Annotated in this window: 25 protein-coding genes and 1 other annotated feature; of the genes, 18 read left to right on the top strand and 7 right to left on the bottom strand. The window is 44.0% G+C overall.

Annotated features, from left to right (window positions below):
- Positions 1-113: 113 nt before the first annotated feature.
- From GYO_RS36920 to motS, 7 genes are all read left to right on the top strand, one after another.
- Positions 114-536 carry a DUF948 domain-containing protein gene (locus tag GYO_RS36920; RefSeq protein ID WP_014114798.1) on the top strand — a complete coding sequence of 141 codons (423 nt, stop codon included), beginning with the start codon at positions 114-116 and terminating at the stop codon, positions 534-536.
- Positions 537-565: 29 nt separating this feature from the next.
- Positions 566-1021: a YtxH domain-containing protein gene (locus GYO_RS36915; RefSeq protein ID WP_014114797.1), complete on the top strand. Its 456-nt coding sequence runs from the start codon at positions 566-568 to the stop codon at positions 1019-1021.
- A gap of 23 nt (positions 1022-1044) precedes the next feature.
- A complete protein-coding gene (gene ytxJ / locus GYO_RS36910; protein WP_014114796.1) occupies positions 1045-1371 on the top strand; it encodes a bacillithiol system redox-active protein YtxJ in 327 nt (108 codons plus the stop codon).
- A 235-nt stretch (positions 1372-1606) separates the two neighbouring features.
- Positions 1607-2683, top strand: coding sequence for a bifunctional 3-deoxy-7-phosphoheptulonate synthase/chorismate mutase (locus GYO_RS36905; RefSeq protein WP_003223454.1), 1077 nt, complete (start codon positions 1607-1609; stop codon positions 2681-2683).
- 275 nt (positions 2684-2958) lie between these two features.
- Positions 2959-3963 (top strand): catabolite control protein A, encoded by a 1005-nt coding sequence (ccpA, locus tag GYO_RS36900; RefSeq protein WP_041521041.1) that lies wholly within the window; start codon positions 2959-2961, stop codon positions 3961-3963.
- A 63-nt stretch (positions 3964-4026) separates the two neighbouring features.
- Positions 4027-4845: a flagellar motor protein MotP gene (motP, locus tag GYO_RS36895; protein ID WP_014114794.1), complete on the top strand. Its 819-nt coding sequence runs from the start codon at positions 4027-4029 to the stop codon at positions 4843-4845.
- Positions 4835-5545, top strand: a complete 711-nt coding sequence (motS, locus tag GYO_RS36890) for a flagellar motor protein MotS (RefSeq protein WP_014114793.1) — start codon at positions 4835-4837, stop codon at positions 5543-5545. The genes motP and motS overlap by 11 nt, the downstream gene beginning before the upstream one ends.
- Positions 5546-5573: 28 nt before the next feature.
- On the opposite strand, the gene GYO_RS36885 is transcribed toward motS, so the two are convergent.
- Genes GYO_RS36885 through acuA form a run of 3 tightly spaced genes read right to left on the bottom strand, consistent with a single transcriptional unit; the run spans position 5574 to position 8040 of the window.
- On the bottom strand, positions 5574-6740 hold the full coding sequence (locus GYO_RS36885; RefSeq protein ID WP_041521040.1) for an acetoin utilization protein AcuC: 1167 nt from the start codon (positions 6738-6740) through the stop codon (positions 5574-5576).
- Positions 6737-7381: an acetoin utilization AcuB family protein gene (locus tag GYO_RS36880; RefSeq protein ID WP_014114791.1), complete on the bottom strand. Its 645-nt coding sequence runs from the start codon at positions 7379-7381 to the stop codon at positions 6737-6739. The genes GYO_RS36885 and GYO_RS36880 overlap by 4 nt, the downstream gene beginning before the upstream one ends.
- A gap of 26 nt (positions 7382-7407) precedes the next feature.
- Positions 7408-8040 carry an acetoin utilization protein acetyltransferase AcuA gene (gene acuA, locus GYO_RS36875; RefSeq protein WP_014114790.1) on the bottom strand — a complete coding sequence of 211 codons (633 nt, stop codon included), beginning with the start codon at positions 8038-8040 and terminating at the stop codon, positions 7408-7410.
- A 159-nt stretch (positions 8041-8199) separates the two neighbouring features.
- On the opposite strand from acuA, the gene acsA reads away from it, so the two are divergent.
- The 3 genes from acsA to sr7p all read left to right on the top strand — a co-directional run bounded on the left by acsA (position 8200) and on the right by sr7p (position 11785).
- A complete protein-coding gene (acsA, locus tag GYO_RS36870) occupies positions 8200-9918 on the top strand; it encodes an acetate--CoA ligase (protein ID WP_014114789.1) in 1719 nt (572 codons plus the stop codon).
- A 54-nt stretch (positions 9919-9972) separates the two neighbouring features.
- Positions 9973-10209, top strand: a binding site (T-box leader).
- Between the two features lie 48 nt (positions 10210-10257).
- Entirely contained in the window at positions 10258-11526 is a 1269-nt protein-coding gene (gene tyrS / locus GYO_RS36865) for a tyrosine--tRNA ligase (protein WP_014114788.1), read from the top strand.
- Between the two features lie 130 nt (positions 11527-11656).
- Positions 11657-11785 carry a small protein SR7P gene (sr7p, locus tag GYO_RS44250; RefSeq protein WP_014114787.1) on the top strand — a complete coding sequence of 43 codons (129 nt, stop codon included), beginning with the start codon at positions 11657-11659 and terminating at the stop codon, positions 11783-11785.
- Positions 11786-11806: 21 nt separating this feature from the next.
- Here sr7p and rpsD read toward each other — a convergent pair whose 3' ends face one another.
- Positions 11807-12409, bottom strand: coding sequence for a 30S ribosomal protein S4 (gene rpsD, locus GYO_RS36855; protein WP_003223474.1), 603 nt, complete (start codon positions 12407-12409; stop codon positions 11807-11809).
- 294 nt (positions 12410-12703) lie between these two features.
- Here rpsD and GYO_RS36850 point away from each other — a divergent pair, with 294 nt between their 5' ends.
- On the top strand, positions 12704-14443 hold the full coding sequence (locus GYO_RS36850) for a diguanylate cyclase domain-containing protein (RefSeq protein WP_014114785.1): 1740 nt from the start codon (positions 12704-12706) through the stop codon (positions 14441-14443).
- Positions 14444-14480: 37 nt separating this feature from the next.
- Here GYO_RS36850 and msrC read toward each other — a convergent pair whose 3' ends face one another.
- Entirely contained in the window at positions 14481-14972 is a 492-nt protein-coding gene (msrC, locus tag GYO_RS36845) for a free L-methionine (R)-S-oxide reductase MsrC (RefSeq protein WP_014114784.1), read from the bottom strand.
- Between the two features lie 126 nt (positions 14973-15098).
- On the opposite strand from msrC, the gene refZ reads away from it, so the two are divergent.
- Positions 15099-15722, top strand: a complete 624-nt coding sequence (gene refZ / locus GYO_RS36840) for a transcriptional regulator RefZ (protein ID WP_003223478.1) — start codon at positions 15099-15101, stop codon at positions 15720-15722.
- Here the strand turns inward: refZ and hisJ are convergent.
- Complete coding sequence (hisJ, locus tag GYO_RS36835) at positions 15715-16524, bottom strand: histidinol-phosphatase HisJ (RefSeq protein WP_014114783.1); 810 nt, start codon at positions 16522-16524, stop codon at positions 15715-15717. The two genes, refZ and hisJ, sit on opposite strands and share 8 nt — an antisense overlap.
- A 196-nt stretch (positions 16525-16720) precedes the next feature.
- Between hisJ and ezrA the strand changes: the two genes are divergently transcribed.
- A complete protein-coding gene (ezrA, locus tag GYO_RS36830; protein WP_014114782.1) occupies positions 16721-18424 on the top strand; it encodes a septation ring formation regulator EzrA in 1704 nt (567 codons plus the stop codon).
- A gap of 99 nt (positions 18425-18523) precedes the next feature.
- Here the strand turns inward: ezrA and brnQ are convergent, their stop codons facing one another.
- Positions 18524-19864, bottom strand: coding sequence for a branched-chain amino acid transport system II carrier protein (gene brnQ, locus GYO_RS36825; protein WP_014114781.1), 1341 nt, complete (start codon positions 19862-19864; stop codon positions 18524-18526).
- Between the two features lie 201 nt (positions 19865-20065).
- On the opposite strand from brnQ, the gene GYO_RS36820 reads away from it, so the two are divergent.
- The 5 genes from GYO_RS36820 to GYO_RS36800 all read left to right on the top strand — a co-directional run bounded on the left by GYO_RS36820 (position 20066) and on the right by GYO_RS36800 (position 26097).
- Positions 20066-21211: a cysteine desulfurase family protein gene (locus GYO_RS36820; protein ID WP_014114780.1), complete on the top strand. Its 1146-nt coding sequence runs from the start codon at positions 20066-20068 to the stop codon at positions 21209-21211.
- A gap of 3 nt (positions 21212-21214) precedes the next feature.
- On the top strand, positions 21215-22420 hold the full coding sequence (thiI, locus tag GYO_RS36815) for a tRNA uracil 4-sulfurtransferase ThiI (RefSeq protein WP_014114779.1): 1206 nt from the start codon (positions 21215-21217) through the stop codon (positions 22418-22420).
- A gap of 91 nt (positions 22421-22511) precedes the next feature.
- Positions 22512-22721 (top strand): alpha type acid-soluble spore protein SspA, encoded by a 210-nt coding sequence (gene sspA / locus GYO_RS36810; RefSeq protein WP_014114778.1) that lies wholly within the window; start codon positions 22512-22514, stop codon positions 22719-22721.
- Positions 22722-22901: 180 nt separating this feature from the next.
- The gene (mbcS, locus tag GYO_RS36805) at positions 22902-24491 is read left to right on the top strand and encodes an acyl-CoA synthetase MbcS (RefSeq protein WP_014114777.1); all 1590 of its coding nucleotides are present in this window, start codon (positions 22902-22904) and stop codon (positions 24489-24491) included.
- Between the two features lie 19 nt (positions 24492-24510).
- Complete coding sequence (locus tag GYO_RS36800) at positions 24511-26097, top strand: amidohydrolase (protein ID WP_014114776.1); 1587 nt, start codon at positions 24511-24513, stop codon at positions 26095-26097.
- Positions 26098-26106: the final 9 nt, after the last annotated feature.

Raw genomic sequence — 26106 nt, 5'->3', positions numbered from 1 at the left:
GTTAAAGGATTTTCTTACATAATGGAGAATAATATGTATACAGCCCAGTACACATGTTTATGATTTAAGAAAACGGGTAAACAGCAGTATATCCTGCAGCAAGGAGGTTTGAGATGATTATTATTCTTTATTTAAGCGTTGCACTCATCGCAGTCGCATTTCTGGTGTTAGTGATCTACTTGTCTAAAACATTGAAGTCACTGCAGCTGACACTAAAACACGTCGCATCCACTCTCGAAGGGCTGGAGGGACAAATGAAAGGCATCACAACTGAAACAGCCGAGCTGTTACATAAGACCAACCGCCTGGCTGAAGATATTCAGGAAAAATCAGAAAAGCTGAACACGGTCGTTCATGCTGTTCAAGGGGTTGGAACTTCTGTACAGCAGTTCAATACATCCATGAAACAGGCGGCAGGGTCTGTATCGGCATCAGTAAGAGAAAATCAAGACAAGATCAATCAAGTTGTCACATGGAGCCAAGCAGCAATGGAAATTTGGGAGAAATGGAAACTAAGAAAAAAATCAACTCTCTAAGAGAAAAAAAACTATGAGGAGGAATAATGATGAGCAAAGATGGAATTAATAGTAAAGATTTTTTAATCGGAACTTTAATCGGGGGAATCATCGGTGCCACGACCGCTCTTTTTCTAGCGCCTAAATCAGGCAAAGAACTTCGCGACGATCTCGGCAGCCAAGCTGTTGCTTTACGAGATAAAACTGACAAAATGACGGCAGATGCAAAGGAAAAAGGCACGCAATATGTCAGTATCGCAAAAGACAAAACATCCAACATCACACAGCTTGTAGCAGATCAGTCAGGACAGATCATGAACAAGGTGAAGGATTTAAGAGATCGTTCCAAATCTGCAAAAACAGATTCATCAACTGATATGCAAGAGATGAGAGAAGAAGCGATGCAGGCGGCCGATGAAACAAAAGATCAAGTCCTCCAAACGAAAGAGGATGTAAAAGACGAACTGAAAGATGCACAAAAACAGGCTGAGCATATCAATCGCTGAGCAGGGAAGGAAGAGCTTGAGTCATGGCAAAACAGCTTATTCAATCTGAGGAAGAATTTAAACGGATTGCAGAACAAGAAGGCACTTTCGTCTTCTTTAAACACAGCATCACATGCCCGATCAGCCAGGCAGCATTTCATGAGTTTGATGCCTTTGCAAATCAGCATGAGGATGTGCCGGCTTATTATCTGCAAGTACAAGAAGCCCGGCCGCTGTCAAATTTCATCGCAGAAACATACAGCGTAAAGCACGAAAGCCCTCAGGTTTTCGTCATCCAAAACGGTGAAGTGAAATGGCATACCTCACATTCACAAATTACAGAAGCGGCCATTGAGCAGCATTTATCATAGAAAAAAGCGTCCAGATACATTCTGGCGCTTTTTTTTTGAAAAAACCCTTGAACATTGCCCTCACATCATGTAGGATAACTTCATAGATTACTTTATCACTTAAAAGCGTTTGGGTAATAAAGTAGAGTTTTTATAAAATTTTTTGTATTTCAGTATTTCCATTTGGAATTACTTATAGTAAGATGCATGATAACTACAAAATAAAAAATGAATGTGCAGGGAAAGGATGAAAAAAATGAGCAACACAGAGTTAGAGCTTTTAAGGCAGAAAGCAGACGAATTAAACCTACAAATTTTAAAATTAATCAACGAACGCGGAAATGTTGTAAAAGAGATCGGTAAAGCGAAGGAAGCACAGGGTGTTAACCGATTTGATCCTGTCAGAGAACGCACAATGTTAAACAATATCATTGAAAACAATGACGGGCCGTTCGAAAATTCTACCATCCAGCACATTTTTAAAGAGATATTCAAAGCCGGTTTAGAGCTTCAGGAAGAAGATCACAGCAAAGCGCTGCTTGTCTCCCGTAAGAAAAAACCTGAAGATACAATTGTAGATATCAAAGGTGAAAAAATCGGGGACGGCCAGCAAAGATTCATTGTCGGCCCATGTGCGGTAGAGAGCTACGAGCAGGTGGCTGAAGTGGCTGCAGCTGCGAAAAAACAAGGAATTAAAATTTTGCGCGGAGGAGCCTTTAAGCCTCGTACGAGCCCATACGATTTCCAAGGGCTTGGTGTTGAAGGCCTTCAAATCTTAAAACGTGTAGCAGACGAATTTGACCTGGCAGTGATCAGTGAAATCGTAACTCCGGCTCATATCGAAGAAGCGCTGGACTACATTGATGTCATTCAAATCGGAGCGCGCAATATGCAAAACTTCGAGTTGCTGAAAGCGGCCGGCGCAGTGAAAAAGCCAGTGCTTCTGAAGCGCGGACTTGCTGCAACGATCTCTGAATTCATCAATGCTGCTGAATACATCATGTCACAAGGAAATGACCAAATTATCCTTTGTGAGCGCGGTATCAGAACATACGAAACAGCAACAAGAAATACACTGGATATTTCTGCCGTGCCGATTTTGAAACAAGAAACGCATTTGCCTGTCTTTGTTGATGTTACGCATTCAACTGGCCGCCGCGACCTCTTGCTTCCGACAGCTAAAGCTGCTTTAGCGATCGGTGCAGACGGCGTAATGGCTGAGGTTCACCCTGATCCGTCAGTCGCACTATCTGACTCTGCTCAGCAAATGGCGATTCCTGAATTCGAAAAATGGCTGAATGAACTGAAACCTATGGTAAAAGTCAACGCTTAATTGAACAATCCAAAAGGCCGCGTCTGCGGCCTTTTTTTATGCTTTCTCGTTTAATTAGTTATAAAATCCAAGTATACGTTTTCATCATCTATAAAAACGTGTATAATTTCATGAGAAGTATTTAAATTTGATGAATAATGAAAAATAATGTACACTACTGACTTACGCTTACAAATCATAAACGACATAATTTCGGACATTATGACATTTCTCTACATAAAGTGTTTATGCTATAGATAAGGATAAGTGTATCCAGTAAAAGGAGTGGTTTTAGGATGAGCAATATTACGATCTACGACGTAGCGAGAGAAGCTAATGTAAGCATGGCAACCGTTTCCCGTGTCGTGAACGGCAACCCGAATGTAAAACCGACAACGCGGAAAAAAGTCTTGGAAGCCATTGACCGTCTCGGCTACCGTCCAAACGCGGTGGCAAGAGGGCTGGCAAGCAAAAAAACAACAACTGTAGGTGTCATCATTCCCGATATCTCAAGCATTTTCTATTCAGAGCTTGCTCGCGGAATTGAAGATATCGCGACAATGTATAAATACAACATTATTTTGAGCAACTCTGACCAAAACATGGAGAAAGAGCTGCACCTGTTAAACACAATGCTCGGCAAACAAGTGGACGGCATCGTGTTTATGGGCGGAAACATTACGGACGAGCATGTTGCGGAATTTAAGCGTTCCCCAGTGCCGATCGTACTTGCCGCTTCTGTAGAAGAGCAGGAGGAAACACCGTCAGTCGCCATCGATTACGAACAGGCGATTTATGATGCAGTGAAGTTATTGGTTGATAAAGGGCATACAGATATCGCATTCGTATCCGGTCCTATGACAGAACCGATCAACCGTTCAAAAAAACTGCAAGGCTACAAACGTGCGCTTGAAGACGCGAACCTGCCGTTTAATGAACAATTTGTCGCTGAAGGGGATTACACATATGATTCCGGACTTGAAGCGCTGCAGCATCTGATGAGCCTTGACAAAAAACCGACAGCCATTCTTTCTGCAACTGATGAAATGGCACTCGGCATTATCCATGCGGCTCAGGATCAAGGCCTATCCATTCCTGAGGACCTAGAGATTATCGGCTTTGACAATACGAGATTAAGCCTCATGGTTCGTCCTCAGCTTTCAACGGTTGTTCAGCCGACATATGATATTGGTGCCGTTGCGATGAGACTGTTGACGAAGCTCATGAATAAAGAGCCGGTTGAAGAGCATATCGTCGAACTGCCGCACCGTATAGAGCTAAGAAAGTCAACCAAGTCATAAGAAAAACAAGAGAGCAAGCTTCACCTCTAAGGTGAATTCTTGCTTTTTTCATGGGGAGAAATGATGAAACGTTTTGATTATCTTACACCTGTTGGTTTTGTGTTAGGGACGATTATTATTGTTATCGGGATTATCTCGGGATCGGGAGTAAGCGGTTTCCGCTCTTTTCTTGATCTGACCTCTTTCTTCATCGTAACAGGGGGACTATGCGCCGCTGTTTTTATCAGTTTTCCGCCGAGAGATCTGAAAAAAGCGCCCTCTGTGTTAAAGCAGGCATTTATCCGCCAGGAAGACAATGTGAAAGATCTTGTGAAAACCTTTGTCTCTCTTTCCGATCACGCGCGTAAACATGGGCTTTTATCATTGGATGATCAGGCTCGGGAAATCAAAGATCCGTTCTTGAAAAAAGGGCTGCTTTTAGCGATTGACGGCTGGGATGAAGAAACGATTCGGCTCGTCATGGATTCAGAAATCGCAGCAATGGAGGAACGGCACCGCAAAGGACGGCGTGTTTTTGAAAAAGCGGGGGAATTCGCTCCGGCATGGGGAATGATCGGAACACTCGTCGGGCTCGTGTTGATGCTCAAAAACTTAAATGATCCACATATGCTTGGACCGAATATGGCCGTTGCGCTTCTGACGACCTTATACGGTTCATTACTGGCAAACATGGTCTTCAACCCGATTGCTGCTAAGCTCGAAGAAAAAACAGAAAGTGAAATCTTCATCAAGCAGGTAATGGTGGAAGGTATTATCGGAATCCAATCCGGAAAAAACCCGCGCAATCTCGAAAGCCAGCTTGTCGTTTTCAGCTCTCGGGAAGAATGGCAGAAGCAGACAAATCAAGTAAAAACAAAAAAGGGATCTGTACATGAAGCTTAGAAGAGAACGTTTTGAAAGAAGGAATGGAAGCGGGAAAAACAGCCATTCTTCATCAAACTGGATGGTCACCTTTTCAGATTTGATCACTTTGATCCTTGTGTTCTTTATTTTACTTTTTTCCATGTCCCAAATCGATCTGCAAAAATTTAAAGCTGCAGTTGATTCGATCCAAAAGGAAGGCGGCGGGCTCCAGCCTGGCCAAACGTCCATAGAAAAAAAGGGTACCTCGCCAGCCGATGCGAAGAAGCAAGAGGATCAGCAGGATCAGCTTCTCAAGAAAGTAAATACATATATAAAAGACAATCATTTGAAGACCCAAATGACAGCCAAACGGGATGAACGCGGTGTCGTGCTCGTTCTGCAGGAGGCTGTGCTGTTTGATTCAGGTGAGGCAAAGGTGCTGAAAAATGCTGAAACACTTCTTCACCAAATTGCTGTTCTTCTTCAAACCATTCCAAATGACATTCAGGTGGAGGGCCATACAGACAGCCGAAACATTTCGACATACCGATACCCGTCTAACTGGGAGCTGTCGGCAGCGCGGGCGAGCGGAGTTATTCAATATTTTACATCAAAAGAAAAACTTCCCTCCAAGCGCTTTATCGCTGTCGGTTATGCAGATACAAAGCCTGTAAAGGATAACAAGACAAACGAACACATGAAGGAAAACCGGCGTGTGGAAATCGTCATCAAAAAATAAAAAACGACCTCTTTGTAAAGGTCGTTTTTTATTTTGTTCTTTGCTGCTGCTCAGATCGTATCGCATATAATGCTTTGCTGACGGTTTGTGCATTTTTTTCTGTAATTTCTGGCTTGCGGGGAATCGGAGGATATAAATCGGCTGGATCTCTCCAGGTGGACGGAAGGGTGACGGGGCATTGTTTTTGCCATTTAGCGATCCATTCTGGCGGGATATCGTCTCCCGGATCAATTCCCTTCATCTCAAGCCATATCCTGGCCCAGGCACGGGGCACAACACGCCAAATATCATAGCCGCCGCCTCCCACTGCAATCCATCTTCCTTCGCAATACTGGTGCGCTAAAGTGTGTGCAAGCCGGGGAATTTCTTCGTATATGTTGATTGTTGCAGATAAATGCGTCAGCGGGTCATAGTAATGGGCATCGGCGCCGTTTTGGCTGATAATGACATCCGGATGGAAATAAGCGGCTACTTCGGAAGCCGCTGTCTGGTAAGCCTCAAGAAAAGAATCATCCTCTGTAAAAGCGTCAAGCGGGATATTAAAGGAATAGCCATATCCTTTTCCGCTGCCTTTTTCCTGAATCTGGCCGGTTCCGGGGAATAAATACCTTCCTGTCTCATGAATGGACAGCGTGCATACGTCAGGGTTATCGTAAAACGTAAATTGCACACCGTCTCCATGGTGGGCGTCCGTATCAATATATAGCACCCTGGCTCTGTATTTTTTCTGGATATATTGAATCGCCACAGCGCTGTCGTTGTATATGCAAAACCCTGAAGCTCTTCCCCGAAAGCCGTGATGTAGGCCTCCTCCAAGGTTGGCGGCATGCAGGGCTTGTCCTGACATCACCCAGTCTGCGGCCGTTAAGGTGCCGCCGACTAAGAGTGATGCCGCTTCGTGCATGCCGGCAAAGACAGGTGTATCTTCTGTGCCGAGCCCGTAGCTTTCTCCTTCTTCAGCGGGAAGCTTTCCCGCGCCCGCAAGCTTGACCGCCTGAATGTAATCGTCCGTATGGACAAGAGCGAGCTCCTCTTCTTCCGCGAGTCTGGGACTGATAATGTCTCCATCATCAAAGGCATTGATCATTTTGAGCAAATCGTATGTTAACAGAACCCGCTGCTGATTAAATGGATGTTCTTGATGAAACATATAGGTTTGATACGATGGAGAATAGATAAATACACTGTCTCTCATAGCAGATCCCTTTGCTCTGACGGCCATATGACGTGGTGCCCATTTCTTTGTAATGCCTGCAAAAACGGCAGCGGATTCATCGTTTTTACACGGAAGACAAGCACTTTTACACCGGGATCATCATGCGGATAAACAAGCACGCTTAATATTTTCACTTGGAGGTCTTGGCAAAGACTGCTGATCTCCGCGAGGCTTTTGGTGATGTCGTTTACTTTTATTTCGATTTGCGATCCCGGCTGGTCAGCTCCTGTCAATTTGACAAACGTCCGCAGCAAATCGGTTTTTGTCAAAATGCCTACTAATTTTTGATGCTGCACCACTGGGAGACAGCCGATTCCATGCTCGTAGAACACAGCAGATATTTCTTCGACAAAATCTAACGGGTGGGCGCAGACGATATCTTTTTTCATAATTGAATCTACGCTTCGTGTGAGAAATCGGCTCCGTTTGCTTTCTTCAAAAATACTCGGGCTGGCCTGTTTCATGTCTCTGTCTGTAATCATGCCGATCACATGGCGGTCTTCGTCTACAACAGGCAGATGCCTGATATGGAACTCCTTCAGTTTGCATATTGCTGTTTCAAGCGTATCCATCTTCGTTAATGTAATGACATCCCTTTTCATGATTTGCTCAACAATCATTATTTTTTCCCCTTTGTCAGTGTCAGTTAATACATATAACGATGATAAAAACGGAGCCTGTCAAATTGTTCAATTGATTCTTGGCTGACGTTTTTTCCGATGCGGGCCATCAGACAGTTTGCAGGGTGGGAGCTGATCTCCGGCTCATCTGTTGCAAACCAGACCAATCCGCCTGCATTCATCATCTTTTCCATAATCTTTCTGTATTCCCACACATCTTTTTTCATCCCTTTTAAATCCCAATGCCAGTAATATTCCGTCGTCATCACGATATAGTTTTCCATTTGTTCATCCATCATGCTGACGGTCAGAAGCGTCTTTCCGACAGAACATCCCCGATAGGCCGGCGCAACCTCGATGGCACCGAGCTCAAGCAAATCCTCCATATTTCCTTCAGACCATCTTTCGAGCGGGTCAGGATATAAATACGTCACATAGCCGACAATGGTTCGGCCATCTCTGGCAATAATAATGCGTCCCTCGGGAAGGCCTGCAATATCGACTAGTGCTTCATGCTGCTCACGGGGCGGGCGAAATGCGGTTAAATCGTTATGAAACTCGTAACCTGCTAAATCCTCTGGAGAGACAGGCCCTTCTATCAGTAAGGAGCCGGTTGCTGTTTTGATGTTTGCTGAATGGTATGTTTTATGATGTTCCACTGATCCACCGTCCCATCAATTCTTATAAAAATACATGCCTTCTTTAAGAATAACAAATTATAAAGCGTTTTCAATATGGTTTATATTTTAAAAATTGAGAAGAATATGAATATATACTATAATAAATGTGACAACTTCAGCAAAGGGGGATGTTTGGGCATGAATTTGAAAGCGTTACCAGCAGTGGAAGGGGATCATCATTTAAAAAATTATGAAGAAACGTACCGGCATTTTGATTGGGCCGAGGCAGAGAAACATTTCTCCTGGCATGAGACAGGGAAACTAAATGCGGCGTATGAAGCGATTGACCGTCATGCCGAATCGTTTCGAAAAAACAAAGTAGCGCTTTATTATAAAGACGCAAACCGGGATGAAAAATACACATTTAAAGAAATGAAGGAAGAATCAAACAGAGCCGGGAATGTGCTGAAACGGTATGGAGATGTGGAAAAAGGGGACCGCGTTTTTATCTTTATGCCGAGATCACCCGAGCTTTATTTTATTATGCTTGGCGCTATCAAAATTGGCGCCATCGCCGGGCCGCTGTTCGAAGCATTTATGGAGGGAGCGGTGAAGGACCGGCTTGAAAACAGCGAGGCGAAGGTTGTTGTCACAACGCCTGAGCTGCTGGAAAGAATACCGGCTGACAAACTGCCTCACTTACAGCATATATTCGTAGTCGGCGGAGAGGCTGAGAGCGGCACAAACATCATCAATTATGATGAAGCGGCAAAACAGGAGAGCACAAGATTGGATATCGAATGGATGGACAAAAAAGACGGCTATCTGCTTCACTATACATCTGGGTCCACTGGAACGCCAAAGGGTGTGCTTCATGTCCATGAAGCGATGATTCAGCAATATCAGACAGGAAAGTGGGTCCTTGATTTAAAGGAAGAAGACATTTACTGGTGCACAGCTGATCCGGGCTGGGTGACAGGTACGGTATACGGCATTTTTGCACCGTGGCTGAATGGAGCGACAAATGTCATCGTTGGCGGCCGTTTCAGCCCGGAAAGCTGGTATGGAACGATTGAGCAGCTTGGCGTCAACGTCTGGTACAGCGCGCCGACCGCGTTTCGAATGCTGATGGGAGCGGGAGATGAGATGGCTGCAAAATATGATTTAACATCACTCCGGCATGTGCTCAGTGTCGGTGAACCGTTAAATCCGGAAGTCATCAGATGGGGACACAAAGTCTTTAACAAGCGAATCCATGATACATGGTGGATGACAGAAACGGGCAGTCAGCTCATCTGCAACTATCCTTGCATGGATATCAAACCAGGCTCAATGGGTAAGCCGATTCCCGGTGTGGAGGCAGCAATCGTTGACAATCAGGGCAACGAGCTTCCTCCGTACCGAATGGGCAATCTCGCCATTAAAAAGGGCTGGCCTTCCATGATGCATACCATTTGGAATAACCCTGAAAAGTATGAATCGTATTTCATGCCGGGCGGCTGGTATGTGTCTGGTGATTCTGCTTATATGGATGATGAAGGGTATTTCTGGTTCCAAGGCAGAGTTGATGACGTCATAATGACCTCCGGTGAGCGCGTCGGCCCATTTGAAGTGGAAAGCAAGCTTGTCGAACATCCGGCCATTGCAGAAGCAGGCGTGATCGGAAAGCCCGATCCGGTGCGGGGAGAAATCATTAAAGCTTTTATCGCACTCAGAGAAGGATTTGAGCCGTCCGATAAACTGAAAGAAGAGATCCGCCTATTTGTGAAACAGGGTCTTGCAGCCCATGCGGCTCCGCGTGAAATTGAATTTAAAGATAAGCTTCCGAAAACCCGGAGCGGAAAGATCATGAGACGCGTGCTGAAGGCGTGGGAGCTCAATCTGCCGGCTGGAGATCTATCAACGATGGAGGATTAAAAGGCGACGTTGACACGGGATTTTATTTATGTTAAAAATGATATAGCTTCATATGAAAAGGTAAAGATTGAGACAAGTAGAATATCCTTACGTCCCAGAGAGCTGATGGCCGGTGAAAATCAGCACAGACGGATATCTCGAATACACTCATGAACCGCTTTTGCAAACAAAGCCGGCCAGGCTTTCAGTAGTGAAAGAACGGACCTGATCCGTTATCAGGCAAAGTGATAAGACGAATGTTTGCATTCTCTTATTAGTAGGGTGGTACCGCGATAATTAATCGTCCCTTCGTGTAAACGAAGGGGCGTTTTTATTTTAACAAAAAAGGAGCTTTATCTCATGACAAATTTACTTGAAGACTTATCCTTCCGCGGATTGATTCAGCAAATGACGGATGAAGAGGGATTAAATAAACAGCTGAATGAAGAAAAAATCCGCCTGTACTCAGGCTTTGATCCAACAGCAGACAGCTTGCATATCGGACACCTGCTGCCTATTTTAACACTTCGCCGTTTCCAGCTTGCGGGGCATCATCCGATTGCGCTTGTGGGCGGGGCGACGGGCCTTATTGGCGATCCGAGCGGAAAAAAAGCGGAGCGTACATTAAATACTGCTGACATCGTATCCGAATGGTCCCAAAAAATCAAAAACCAACTGTCCAGATTTCTGGATTTTGATGCTGCAGAAAATCCTGCTGTCATCGCGAACAACTTTGACTGGATCGGCAAAATGAATGTGATCGACTTCCTTCGTGATGTCGGTAAAAACTTCGGCATCAATTACATGCTGGCAAAAGACACGGTCAGCTCAAGAATTGAATCAGGCATTTCATACACGGAATTCAGCTACATGATTCTTCAATCTTATGATTTCTTAAATCTGTACAGAGACAAAAACTGTAAGCTGCAAATCGGCGGAAGCGATCAGTGGGGCAACATCACAGCTGGTCTTGAACTGATCAGAAAATCAGAAGAAGAAGGAGCAAAAGCGTTCGGCCTTACCATTCCGCTTGTCACAAAAGCAGACGGCACGAAGTTCGGCAAAACGGAAGGCGGCGCTATCTGGCTTGATAAGGAAAAAACATCGCCGTATGAATTCTATCAATTCTGGATCAACACAGATGACCGTGACGTTGTGAAATACTTAAAATACTTTACGTTCCTATCAAAAGAGGAAATTGAAGCATACGCTGAGAAAACAGAAACGGCGCCTGAAAAGCGTGAAGCGCAAAAACGCCTGGCAGAAGAAGTGACAGCGCTCGTTCATGGACGTGAGGCGCTTGAGCAGGCTATCAACATCTCCCAAGCGTTGTTCAGCGGCAATATTAAAGAGCTTTCTGCCCAAGACGTAAAAGTCGGCTTTAAAGATGTTCCATCTATGGAAGCTGACAGCAGCCAAGAGCTATCACTTGTAGATGTATTGGTGCAATCTAAATTATCTCCATCTAAACGCCAAGCCCGTGAAGACATTCAAAACGGAGCTGTTTACATTAACGGCGAACGCCAGACGGAAATAAATTATATCTTATCGGAAGAAGACCGCATCGAAGGCCAATTTACTGTCCTGCGCCGCGGGAAGAAAAAATACTTCCTTGTAACTTATAAATAAGAAAAAAATCCTTTGCCGATAAGGGCAAAGGATCTTTTTTTGTTTAGCGCATAGGAAAGACAGGAAAAGAGTATATTAGGTAGGGCAAACACGATCAATCACCACCTTTTAACAGAAAGGAGCGCTCACCGTGAATCTCATGTTTACGATTGCAAAAGAAAGGCTGCAGCGGGATTATTGGGAGCAGCAGGCGCGAGATAGTGTTGGCCAGCAAGAGGCAAAAGACGAAACAGACGATAAAAAAACCCCGACCGCATAGCGGCAGGGGTTTTTAAAACGATTAACGAGAGTAGAACTCAACGATAAGCGCTTCGTTAATTTCCGGAGCAAGTTCAGAACGCTCAGGAAGACGAGTGAAAGTACCTTCAAGCTTTTCAGCATCGAAAGTAAGGTATTCAGGAACGAAGTTGTTCACTTCAACAGATTCTTTGATGATAGAAAGGTTTCTTGATTTTTCGCGAACACCGATTGTTTGACCAGGTTTTACTTGGTAAGACGGGATGTCAACGCGGCTTCCGTCTACAAGAATGTGACCGTGGTTAACCAATTGGCGAGCTTGACGGCGAGTACGTGCTAAACCTAGCTTGTACACAACGTTATCAAGACGAGAATCTAAAAGAATCATGAAGTTTTCACCGTGTTTACCAGCTAGTTTGCCAGCTTTGTCAAACAAAGTGCGGAATTGGCGTTCGTTTACACCGTACATGTGACGAAGCTTTTGCTTTTCTTGCAATTGCAAACCGTATTCTGATAATTTTTTACGTTGTCCTGGACCGTGTGGACCTGGAGCGTAAGGGCGTTTTTCTAATTCTTTTCCTGTACCGCTAAGAGAGATTCCTAGACGGCGGGACAGTTTCCAAGATGGACCTGTATAGCGAGCCATAATGTGACTCCTCCTTTGGTTTTATTTTTGTGGAAAATAAAAACCGTCTGCTCTATTCGACCATGTACATTTTGTTTTCATGTATCCTCGCTCCAGCAGCAGAGAGTTACACGATACACCTTATGGATAAGGAACAAAATGAAAACATAGAAGCTGAACAAAAAGGCTGCAATATTTCACACAAAGGTCATTATATAATTTATTTGTTTTGAAGTCAACCATTTCTCCATTACTGCTTCGCTGTTTATGATATAATAAACAAAAATTAGTGGTAAACTTTTAGGTGATAAAAACATGGTAGAACAAACAAAAGAACAATTATCCGCCTTTCATTATCATATGCTCGATTTTTTATTAACCAAATCTGAAAAAGTCACATTCACCGACTCATTCATATGGCTGACTTCGGCTATTCAAACCTATTTTTCATCCCTTTGTGTTTCGCTTACACCGTCACCATCTGACTCTGCGGCAAAACTGGCAGATGATGAATTACATTTTTCCGCTTCGAAAATAAACGCTTCATTTTATATGATTGAGGACGGTTCCAGCAGGCGCTTTCATCTTACATGCAGGCAGGATGGAGAGATTCCTGAAGGGCTTCCGGACATGGTTGCTTCATTTTTAAACCAGTCAATGAAACAGGAAAGGCTCTATATCAAAACGATCTATCAAAAAAAGATATACAAAATGACAGAGCTGTTCCATTCACTGCTTGATCAGACAGAGGTGCTGAAGCAGCTTTTAGAAAGCTTGACCCGCACGTTCTCTCCTTTTGAGTTTTCATTGTTTATTTCGCACGACCAAGATCAATGTTTAGGTGTTCCTGCAAAAGAGCTGTATATGGAAGGGGAAAAATCCGATTCCTTTGCTCTCAAAGTGTATTTGTCGGGGGATATTTTGCGGAAGAATGAATCAGCCGCCTACATTCCGATCAAAGGACAGCAGGGAACGTACGGTGTGTTGATGGTTGAAGGAACGGGCGGCAGTTTGATTACTGACGTCTACCTTGATGAAATGTCGCTGATCGCAAACGCGGCGGGAAAAGCGTTTGAAAATGCCCAGCTCTATGAACAATCCAAAGCAAGCATCGCAAATTTGGAATTGATCAATGAAACGTCACGCCGCCTGAATCAGAGGCTGACACTGACCGATACGATGAATGATCTGGCTGTGAGAATGGCAGAATCATTTCAGGCAGATGAAGTGGGGTTTTTTCATATAGACCATTTTGAAAAGCTAACATTGCTCCCTGGCAGCACAGTGTTTTTTAAAGAAGCGAAGCCATCTGATTTTTATCATGAGTTGAAAGAAAAGCTGTATGAAGGTGAAAAAGGGGTTTTCATCGGAAATGGCCAGTCTGTTTTTGGAAAGGCCGGCTACGGCTCGCTGATGGCCGCTCCGATGATTGAGAATGACCGGCTTTTAGGCTTTGCGGTTTTATTAAAACAGGAACTGTACGCTTTTACATTTGAAATGTACAAGCTGTTTCAAGCGCTGATTCATCACGCAACGCTGGCTGTAACCAATTCGATGCTCCGCGACCGCCTTGAGCATCTCGTGAAAACAGATCAGCTAACTGAACTGTATTCAAGGGTGTATTTAGATGAAAAAATTCAATACAGCATGAAAATCCACCAAAAGGGTGTCTTTATTCTTGTAGATATTGATAATTTCAAGAATGTAAATGATACGTACGGTCATCAGACTGGGGACGAGATTTTAATTCAAGTCGCTTCGGTGATTAAAAGCAACATCCGAAAGCATGATGTAGGCGCCCGCTGGGGAGGCGAAGAGCTGGCGATTTATTTGCCGAATGTGCCGGTTGCGGTGGGTAAACGGATTACTGAGAGATTGGTTTATGCGGTCAGAAAAAATACGAAACCCGAGGTAACCATTTCATGCGGTATCTCCTGCTGGACGACAGAAAAAAGAAAATCTCTGAAAGAGCTTGTGCACGAGGCTGATGAAGCGCTCTACAGCGCAAAACGAAGCGGAAAAAACCGCTTGATGATTCACGAATCAATAAAATAAAAAAAGCCCAAAACAATATCAGTTTTGGGCTTTTATATTACTGTGCTAACGCTTTTTCAAGCGTTTCGGCAAATTGTGATAAGTATTTTTCATCAATTTCGTCGAAACGGTTTTTCACTGGGCTGTCGATGTCTAGGACGCCGACAACTTTTCCGCCTACATGAATCGGAAGCACAATTTCTGATTGGGACGCTGCATCGCAAGCGATATGTCCCGGAAACGCGTTTACATCCTCAACACGCTCCACTTTTCCGTTTGCATACGCTGTACCGCAAACGCCTCTGCCGAAAGGAATCCGAACACATGCCGGCAGACCTTGGAACGGCCCTAACACAAGCTGTCCGTCCTCTTCTTTGGCAAAATAGAAACCAGCCCAGTTTACTTCAGGCAAAGAATGATACAGAAGCGCTGAGGCATTTGCATAGTTTGCAATTTGATCTGTCTCGTCTTCGGTCATGGCTTCGAGCTGTTTTAGCAGAAGCTGATAGTCTTTTTCTTTATCTCCAGATTGTTTTTCGACATGGAACATGGAAAACCCTCACTTTTTCTATAATATAAAACAAATTTCCGGCTTTTCTGCCGGCATTTGTCGATAAGTTCTTACAGGAACAGCGGTCTTCTGCTTGAATAGTACAAAGAGGAAGGAGTGAGCCGTATGAAAGTAAGCACCAAAGACAAAATTATTGAATCTGCTGTCATGCTCTTTAACCAAAAAGGATTTTCTGGCACGTCTGTCCGTGAAATTGCAAAGTCAGCTGATGTAAATGTTGCGCACATCTCCTACTATTTTAAAGGTAAAGGAGGTTTGATGGAACACTTAGTTTCAGAGTTTTACGAAGGCTACAGCAAAACGCTTGAAACAGCGGCAGGCAATATCTCTTCTCAAAGTACACAAGAACAGCTTCTCCAACTGGTTTTCGATATTTTATCCTATCAGCATAATCATCGTCAATTAACTCGTTTTGTCTACCGGGAAGTCACGATTGACTCCACGTTAATCAGGGAAATTATGTCGACATATCTAATGAAGGAAAAGTATATCTTCCAGCTGATCATTGAGGAAGGAGAAAAACAGCGTGAACATTTAACGCTGCCGCTGCCCCATTTTATTCTTCAATTAAAATCTCTCTTAATGATGCCATATCTCCAGCCTCAATATATTTCAGAAGTGCTCTACATGCAGCCGCACGAGCCGTATTTTTATAAAATGTACTTTGAAGAAATCAAAATTTGGATCAGGAGCGTCTTCCGGACAGGAGACGTGGCGCTTATCAATTAGCACCCTTCAAAAACGTCTCATATGCGTATCCGACATCTCCCGCTTGATGGGCATCAGACCCAAACACAAGCGGGATTTTCTTTTGCTTCGCTTCATTCAGCATCCAATCCTCGATATAAACGCTGCCAGCGTACGTTTTTCTTAAGCCGGAAGTATTGAAGTCGAGCTCCATTCCGTTTTCTTCTATGGCACTCAGGCACTGAGAAACGAGTCCGCGAATATGTTCAGACATGCTGTATGGAAACAGCTTGATGAATTTTTGAACGAGAGTGATATGACCGACTCTTTTTGGCTTATTAGAGCCGAGAGATGCTACAATGGAAGAATAGATGCTGCGGTAATACTGTTCATATACAGCTTCAATGCTCCCGCAGGCTGAAATCAGCTCCTTAAAGGTATGCTCATCATAATCAAGGCACAGATAGGAAGAACCTGCGCGCAAAAAATGAACGGATAGGATGCTGTCATCTAAATATGGCCCGTATGTGTCCAGGAATAATGTAATTTCGTCTTCAAATTCAGCAATATAATCGACCTCAAGCCCCGTCCGTATGGCAAGCTGTCCGCGATATTCTTTCTTTAATCGGGAGATTTCGTTGATATAGCGCTCCAGAGAGGCTTGTGCCATCGCGCTGTCTTTCAGCGGTGTCGGATCAGTAAAAGAGGGCGGCAATGGGGCGTGTTCGGTAAAAGTAATCGAATCAAAGCCTTTTTTTAAGGCTTCTTCTGCATATTGTCTGAGTGTGTCATTTGAGCCGTGAGGGCAAAATGGTGTGTGAATATGTCCGTCTCGCTTTTGCATTGGCGTCACTCCATGAAAAAATAGTCAAATCCTGCCGATTTTGCACAAAAAGTTTTTGATTTCTGGTCAAAAAATGTTGGTTACATGGTATCATAATAACAATGAAAACGACAGTTTTTCTCAATACATATCCTGAAATCTTTCTGAATAAATAAAACACCCTGACAGATTAAGGTTAACAGCAAGGGGGCTCATTATGGAGTTTGTCATTGGATTATTAATTGTACTGCTCGCGCTGTTTGCGGCAGGCTACTTTTTCAGGAAAAAAATCTACGCTGAAATTGACCGGCTGGAATCGTGGAAGATTGAAATTCTAAACCGGTCGATTGTGGAAGAAATGTCCAAAATTAAACACTTAAAAATGACGGGTCAGACAGAAGAGTTCTTTGAGAAGTGGCGTGAAGAATGGGATGAGATTGTCACAGCCCACATGCCGAAAGTTGAAGAGCTCCTTTATGATGCCGAGGAAAATGCAGACAAATATCGTTTTAAAAAGGCCAATCAAGTGCTCGTTCATATCGACGACTTGCTGACAGCGGCGGAATCGAACATTGAAAAGATTCTTCGCGAAATCAGCGACCTCGTCACAAGTGAGGAAAAGAGCCGTGAAGAGATTGAACAGGTGAGAGAACGCTATTCAAAATCGAGAAAAAACCTGCTGGCTTACAGCCACCTTTACGGAGAGCTTTATGACAGCCTTGAAAAGGATCTTGACGAAATTTGGAGCGGAATCAAACAATTTGAAGAAGAAACAGAAGGCGGAAACTATATTACTGCACGTAAAGTGCTGCTTGAGCAGGACCGCAATCTTGATCGGCTTCAGTCATACATAGATGACGTGCCGAAGCTGTTGGCTGACTGCAAGCAGACGGTGCCAGGCCAGATTGCAAAGCTCAAAGACGGCTATCGCGAAATGAAAGAGAAAGGGTATAAGCTTGAGCATATCCAGCTTGATAAGGAATTAGAAAATCTGTCAAATCAGCTGAAACGGGCGGAACATGTCTTGATGACTGAGCTGGATATTGATGAAGCGTCCGCAATCCTGCAGCTCATAGACGAAAATATTCAATCTGTTTATCAGCAGCTGGAGGGCGAAGTCGAAGCCGGCCAATCTGTGCTAAGCAAAATGCCTGAATTGATCATTGCTTATGACAAGCTGATAGAAGAGAAAGAGGATACAAAGGCGGAAACTGAGCTGGTGAAGGAAAGCTACAGGCTGACAGCTGGCGAGCTCGGTAAACAGCAGGCTTTTGAAAAGCGCCTTGATGAAATTGGCAAGCTGCTCTCATCCGTTAAAGATAAGCTCGATGCAGAGCACGTCGCCTACTCACTTTTAGTGGAAGAAGTTGCATCAATAGAGAAGCAGATTGAAGAAGTGAAAAAAGAGCATGCCGAATACCGTGAAAATCTGCAAGCGCTGAGAAAAGAAGAACTTCAGGCAAGAGAGACGCTCAGCAATTTGAAAAAAACAATTTCTGAGACAGCAAGACTGCTGAAGACAAGCAATATACCAGGCATTCCGAGTCATATTCAAGAGATGCTGGAAAACGCATATCATCATATTCAAGAAACAGTCAATCAACTAAACGAACTTCCATTAAACATGGAAGAAGCCGGAGCCCATTTAAAGCAAGCAGAAGATATCGTCAACAGGGCAAGCAGGGAATCAGAGGAACTTGTCGAGCAGGTGATCCTCATTGAAAAAATCATTCAGTTCGGAAACAGGTTCAGAAGCCAGAATCATATTTTATCTGAACAGCTGAAAGAAGCGGAAAGACGTTTTTATGAATATGATTACAGTGAAGCGTATGAAATTGCAGCAGCAGCAGTTGAAAAGGCTGCACCAGGTGCTGTCCGAAAAATAGAATCACAAAAGACAAAAGAGCATCAATATCAATAAATTGTATATAAAAGGCCGACGCGTGAGTGCTCGGCCTTTTAATGTATTCAGAATATAAAAAAGCCTTTTTGGATCTACATCCATTAAGGCTTTTTGTTTTTACTGGTTGATATTAGCTGTTTTTTTATTCGAACCGGTAGCAAGAGAAATCAGATAACCGGCAATGCCTCCAATGATTGCAGGGATGACCCAGCCAAATCCTAAGCTGTAAAGCGGCAGCGATTGACCGAGAACTTTATTTAAAGAACCGAGCGGAATGCTCGCGGCATTCAGACCGTCAATAATACTGAAAATACCTGTTGCAATCAAACAAAGAATATATACTTCACGTCTACCTTTAAATGATTTTTCAATAAATGAAAGCAAAATGATAACAATTGCTAACGGATAAATAGCTGATAAAATAGGAACTGAGAACAAAATAATATTTGACAGCCCAAAGTTAGAAATAATAAAGCTGAACACAGTGACAATCGTTACAACGGCTTTATAAGATAAAGAAGGAATCAGCTTTGAGAAATAATTTCCGCATGAAGAGACAAGGCCAATGCTTGTTGTCAAGCACGCGAATAGGATAGCGACGCCTAAAATGATATTTCCTAATGATCCGAACAGGTGCTGTGAAGATTCTGATAAAATTTTGCTTCCTGCACCAAGGAGTCCGACAGAATCTGTGCTTGTTGCTCCTAAATAGGCGAGTGATACGTAAACCAGGCCGAGTCCTGCTGCGGCAACAAGTCCCGCTTTAATACATACGGAAGCAACTGATTTACGGCTTGTAATGCCTCTGTCCTTAACGGCATTAACAACGACAATTCCGAACACGATAGAAGCAAGTGCATCCATTGTTTTATAGCCTTCTAAAAATCCTTTAAACAATGATCCGGAAGCATACGTTTCAAGCGGCGACTGAATGTCCCCCATCGGCGTCACGATGCTTTTGATGACTAAGATTGCGATAACAGCAAGTAAAATAGGTGTTAATACCTTGCCAATCCTGTCAACTAGCTTTGTAGGGTTTAAAGCCAGGTAGTACGTAACAGCGAAGAAAAGAAACGTAAAAATAAGAAGTGTGAGCCATGCCGGCATGCCTCCTACAAAAGGTGCAGCCGCAATTTCATAAGAAACAGTGCCTGTTCGCGGAATCGCAAACAGCGGTCCGATTGTTAAATACAGAACGACTGTAAAAATGGTTCCAAAGACCGGATGTGCTTTATCTGCAAGGCCTTTAGCGTCTGTACCTGTTAATGCAACAGCTACAACACCTAAAAGCGGCAGGCCGACACCCGTCACGAGAAAGCCTATCATCGCTTTCCAAACATTTTCACCGGCTGCTTGTCCAAGTTCCGGCGGAAATATCATATTTCCTGCGCCAAAGAACAAAGCAAAGAGCATAAGCCCAATGGCGATCGTTTCCTTGGCTGATAGTGATGATTTCATAACGTATAAATCCTCCTAATTTCACTATGGTAGAATATTCTGTCAATTAATTGTCAGATAATATGACGAAAGTAACAAATCTAATTATAGGTGAATGTATGAAGAAGTCAATAGTAATTTCATTTACTTTTTCTGCAGTAATTTGTTATGGTAACATATAAAATCAGTTTTGTATCGCTTTCATATTAAAGGAGTAAAAAGATGTTATATTTAGACAATAGTTCAACGACCAAACCTTACGATGAAGTCTTGAACACATATGAACAAACAAGCAGACGATATTTTGGAAATCCCTCATCTTTGCACCGGTATGGAGTTGAAACGGAACAGCTGCTTCATGCAGCTAAACATCAGATAAAAAGAGCCATAGGCCTAAAGAATTATGATATTGTATTTACGTCAGGCGCTACAGAAGCTAATAATTTGGCTTTAAAAGGAGCCGCTTTGTCAAAAATAAAAGCAGGCAAACATATCATTGCCACTTCTATTGAACATCCATCCGTTACGGAATCGTTAGAACAGCTGACAGAGTTATTCGGGTTTGATGTCACTTATCTTTCAGTGAACGAAGACGGATTTGTTTCAATTGAAGAACTGAAACAAGCCATCCGTCCGGATACCGTGCTTGTCAGCATGATGCATGTGAACAATGAAGTCGGTTCGGTGCAGCCTATTGAAAAGGCAGGAGAAGTGCTGAAAGAGCACCCGAACATTTTGTTTCACGTCGATTATGTGCAGGGCATCTATAAAGTGCCCTTGGCGATTGAAAAGGCAGGCATTGATCTTTGTTCGATTTCCGGGCATAAGTTTCACGGGCTGAAGGGGACAGGCGCGCTTATCGTAAAAGAAGGAACACGTCTTATTCCCCTGATAACGGGCGGCTCTCAGCAAAAAGGCATTCGGGCCGGAACGGAGCATACTGCGGGTGCGGTTTCGCTTGCCAAAGCCATTAATCTTGCCGCTGTTGATTTTGCAACAAGGCTTGACACGATGGCTGCCGCAAAGGAATTGTTTATGAAAAGGCTGAGTGAAACTGAAGGTGTCGTTGTCAACACGCCTCAAATGAATAGTGCGCCGCACATTATTAATTTCTCTGTTCCGGGGATTAAAGCAGAGGTGCTTTTACACATGCTCGAGGAACAGGATATATTCGTCTCAACAACTTCGGCCTGCTCGGCAAAAGAGCATAAGCCCAGCAAAGTTCTCTTACAGATGGGCAAGGGAGAGCAGATTGCCGGAAGCAGCATCAGAATCAGCTTAAACTACAGCCAGACAAGCGATGTGACAGAACCGTTTATGAACGCACTTGTGCCTGGCATCAAAAAATTAAAGAAAATGATGAGGTAGAACATGAATTACGATCATATATTAATTCGTTTTGGGGAAATTTCAACCAAAGGCAAAAACAGAAAAAGCTTTATTGAGCGCTTAAAGCAAAACGTCAGACTCGTTTTGAAAGACTATCCGAACTTAAAATACTTTTCCAATCGGGACCGTATGACGATTACATTAAATGGAGAAGATCCTGAGGCTCTTTTTCCTCATTTAAAGCAGGTGTTTGGCATTCAAAGCTTCAGCCTGGCGATTAAGTGTGATAGCCGCCTTGATGATATTAAGGAAACTGCTCTGCAGGCTATCGAAGATCAGTATCAGCCTGGTGATACGTTTAAAGTCGCAACGAAGAGAGCGTATAAACAATTTGAATTAGATACAAATCAAATGAACGCTGAAATCGGCGGCCATATTTTGCGAAATACAGAAGGATTGACGGTCGATGTTCGCAATCCCGACATCCCGCTCAGAATCGAAATCAGGGAAGAAGCGACCTTTTTGACGATTCGCGATGAAAAAGGTGCAGGCGGCCTGCCCGTTGGTTCTGCAGGCAAAGCGATGCTAATGCTTTCCGGCGGTTTTGACAGCCCTGTGGCTGGTTTTTATGCGATGAAACGGGGACTATCGGTAGAAGCTGTTCATTTCTTCAGCCCGCCGTACACAAGCGAGCGCGCAAAACAAAAGGTAATGGATCTGGCAAAATGCCTGTCCCGCTTTGGGGGAAGCATGACGCTTCATATCGTTCCGTTTACGAAAACGCAAGAGCTCATCCAAAAACAAATACCTGAGAACTACACAATGACGGCAACCCGCCGCCTCATGCTTCAAATTGCCGACAGAATCAGAGAAAAGAGAAATGGGCTTGCCATCATTACTGGAGAAAGCCTCGGTCAGGTAGCGAGCCAAACGCTTGAAAGCATGTATGCGATTAATGCGGTGACGTCAACACCGATTTTGCGTCCGTTAATCGCCATGGATAAAACAGAAATCATCGAAAAATCACGAGAAATCGGCACATATGAGACAAGCATTCAGCCGTTTGAAGACTGCTGTACGATCTTTACGCCGCCAAGTCCGAAAACACGACCTAAAAAAGAAAAAATCGAACACTTTGAAAGCTTTGTTGATTTTGAGCCGTATATTCAAGAAGCGGTTGACAACATTGAAACAATGACGCTTTATAGCGAACAAGAAGCAAACGATAAATTCGCAGAACTCTTTTAAATCGCTCCGGCTCCTGTATACAATTACCAAAGTTTTTTTGAATGAAGCCATGTGTTTTAACACATTCTATACTCACAAGGAGGTGAGACACATGGCTAACAATAACTCAGGTAACAGCAACAACCTTTTAGTACCAGGAGCTGCTCAAGCGATCGACCAAATGAAATTAGAAATCGCTTCTGAATTCGGTGTAAACCTTGGAGCAGAAACAACTTCTCGCGCTAACGGTTCTGTTGGAGGAGAGATCACAAAACGTCTTGTATCTTTTGCTCAACAAAACATGGGCGGAGGACAATTCTAATTTACAATTTCACATAATGGCTTTAGGAGTGGGGGTATCCCCACTCTTTTTCGTGTTATATGTATAAAAAAGGACCAGCGGCCTATAAAAACCTATGTTTACAGAGCTTGTTTTTAGGCATATCCTTACGGAAAGAGCCTGTATTTATGTATAATGGGTGAAGAAAGTGAGGAGTTGTTCGTGTTAAAACGAGAAGATTTAATTGCCCCTATGCAATATAATTTAGTGAATGAAATGGAAAAGTTCAGTGCCGCTGGACAAAAAACCGCTCTTCTATGGGAGGATGAGTCAGGCAAGCAAAAATCTTGGTCATATGAAAAGCTGATGGAAGAAACAAATAAAATTGGAGCGGCTTTGGCTGACCTTGGATTTAAAAAGGGAGACAAGCTGATTGTAATGGTTCCGCGGGTGCTTGAAGCCTATGCTGTTTATTTGGCTATCCTGAAATCAGGAATGGTTGTCATTCCGTGCTCGGAAATGCTTCGTGCGAAAGATCTTGAATACCGGATTGAACATGCAGAAGTGAAAGGCGCCATCGTCTACTCTGAATTTATCGGCGCTTTCCGTGATGTCAGTACGGCTGACAAACTGATTAAACTGTCTATTGGCGAAAACGATGCCGGCTGGAAAAATCTCTTATCGATTAAAGCGGACGGAAGCCGATTCCAAACAGCTGACACAACAAGAGAAGATATGGCTTTCTTATCTTATACATCCGGAACAACAGGTCAGCCTAAAGGTGTTGTACATACACACGGATGGGCATTTGCTCATTTAAAAACATCTGCCGGCGCTTGGCTTGATATTTCTGAAAAGGATATCGTCTGGGCGACTGCTGCCCCTGGCTGGCAAAAGTGGGTGTGGAGCCCGTTTTTAGCGGTACTCGGCAGTGGAGCAACGGGTTTTGTGTACCACGGCAGATTCAAAGCAGAAAAATATTTAGAACTTTTAAACCGCTACAAAATCAATGTCTTTTGCTGTACGCCAACGGAATACCGCTTAATGGCGAAGGTCGAAGGCTTGGACCGGTATGATCTTTCTGCCCTGCACAGCGCTGTGTCCGCAGGCGAGCCGCTTAACCGTGAAGTCATTGATGTGTTCCAAAAGCACTTCGGCATTAAGGTGCGGGACGGGTATGGCCAAACAGAAAGCACGCTTTTAGTCGGTGTCTTGAAAGATATGGATATTAAACCGGGAAGCATGGGAAAACCGACACCAGGAAATCAGGTGGAGATCATTAATGAAGACGGTGAAATCTGCAAATCTGGTGAGGTTGGCGATATCGCAGTTCACCTTAGCACGCCGGCACTCTTTAAAGAATATTACAAAGACCCTGAAAGAATGAAAACACAAATTCGCGGCGATTATTTCCTAACAGGAGACAGAGCAAAAAAAGATGAGGAAGGTTACTTCTGGTTTGAAAGCCGAAATGACGATATCATTATTAGCTCTGGCTACACGATCGGGCCATTCGAAGTGGAAGACGCGCTTGTTAAGCACCCTGAAGTAAAAGAATGTGCTGTGGTCGCAAGCCCTGATGAAATCAGAGGCTCCATCGTTAAGGCGTACGTTGTCCTGCAAGATCACGCAAAACGCAGTGATGAGCTTGTCAAAATGCTGCAAAATCACGTGAAGACCATTACCGCTCCATACAAATATCCGAGAGAAATTGAATTTGTGGAAAGCCTGCCGAAAACAGCTTCTGCAAAAATCAGACGAGTGGAATTAAGAAAACGTGAAGAACAGCTCAAAGCCAATAAAAAGGCGTAAAGAAAGAGAGTGAACGTGAATGAAGGCGATATGGCACGGCGGTTTCATTTATACGATGCTCGAAGAAGGCGATCTGACAGAGGCAGTCTATGTCGAGGATGGTGTCATAAAGGGCACTGGCAGCTATGAACGTCTAAAGAAAAAGTACGGGTCCCCGGAAACAGAAGAAATCAGCCTGAACGGAGCAGTGATGTTTCCCGGTTTTGTCGACAGCCATTTACATTTGATCGGCCACGGTGAGAAACAGCTTCAGCTCGATCTGTCCGCACTAACGTCAAAAGAAGCTATTTTGCAGGCTGCCAAGGAAAGAGAGCAGCAGCTTCCTGAAGGCGATTGGCTCATTGGAGAGGGCTGGAATGAAAATCAGTTTGAGACACCTGACTATTTGGTTAAGCATGATCTTGATCGCTTATTTCCAGACAGGCCCGTCTTGCTTAAACGAATATGTCGGCATGCGATAGCCGTCAATTCTGCGGCTCTTCAAGCGGCAGGGATTTCCAGAAACACTCCTGATCCTGATGGCGGAGTCATTGTAAAAGATGCAAACGGTGAGCCGACCGGGCTTCTGTTTGATAAGGCGCAGGATTTGATTCTGAAGGCTGTCCCGCCAGTCTCCCAGCACTATGTTGATGAGGCGCTTACGGCTGCAATAGAGGACTGCTGGACAAAAGGCCTGACGGGCGGACATTCGGAAGACTTGTCCTATTATGGTGATGTTTCGGTGCCGATGAAAGCTTATGAGAAAGCTGCCGCTAGCGGAAAGTATCCGTTCCGCTGTCATTTGCTCGTTCATCACGAAGCAGTAGATCGATGGGAGCAGCTGGAGAAGCCGTCAGGCCCGTATGTGGAGTTCGGTGCGATGAAAATCTTTGCAGACGGGGCGCTTGGCGGAAGAACGGCTTTATTGAAAGAACCATATCAGGACGATCCATCCACTAATGGTGTTCAAGTTCATGATGACGAAACCCTTGGCCAGCTCATTCGAAAAGCGAGAGAAAAAGGCATGGAAGTTGCGGTTCATGCAATCGGCGACCTAGCTTTTGAAAAAGTGCTGAACGCAATAGAAAAGCATCCGCCCAAAAACGGCCGGCATGATCGGCTGATTCATGCTCAAGTGCTGAATGACGAATTAATCGAAAAAGCAGCGCGCATGCCGATCGCACTTGATCTTCAGCCTCATTTTGTCGCCAGTGATTTTCCTTGGGTGATTGACCGTCTCGGAAAAGACCGGATGAATACAGCCTTTGCGTGGAAAACGCTGATGTCTAAAGGCATTTTATGCGCGGGCGGTTCAGACGCCCCGATTGAGCCTGTTGACCCGCTTCTTGGCATCCAGTCCGCGGTGCTCCGGAAAAGCAGTCATGAACAGAACGGGCCAAGCTATTATGAAAGCGAATGTTTAACTGTATATGAAGCAATTAAGCTCTATACAGAAGGAAGCGCAGGAATCATTTATAAAGAGACATCACGCGGAAAAATTGCCGAAGGCTATGACGCGGATTTTACGATTCTCAGCGAGGATCCTTTTGCAATTGACCCTGTAAAGCTTCATCTTTTAGACATTGAAAAAACCGTAATTAACGGCCAGATTGTATATGAGAAATAATAAAAGGAC

Source organism: Bacillus spizizenii TU-B-10, assembly GCF_000227465.1.
Taxonomy (GTDB): Bacteria; Bacillota; Bacilli; order Bacillales; family Bacillaceae; genus Bacillus; species Bacillus spizizenii.
This window is presented reverse-complemented; position numbering and strand designations above follow the sequence as displayed.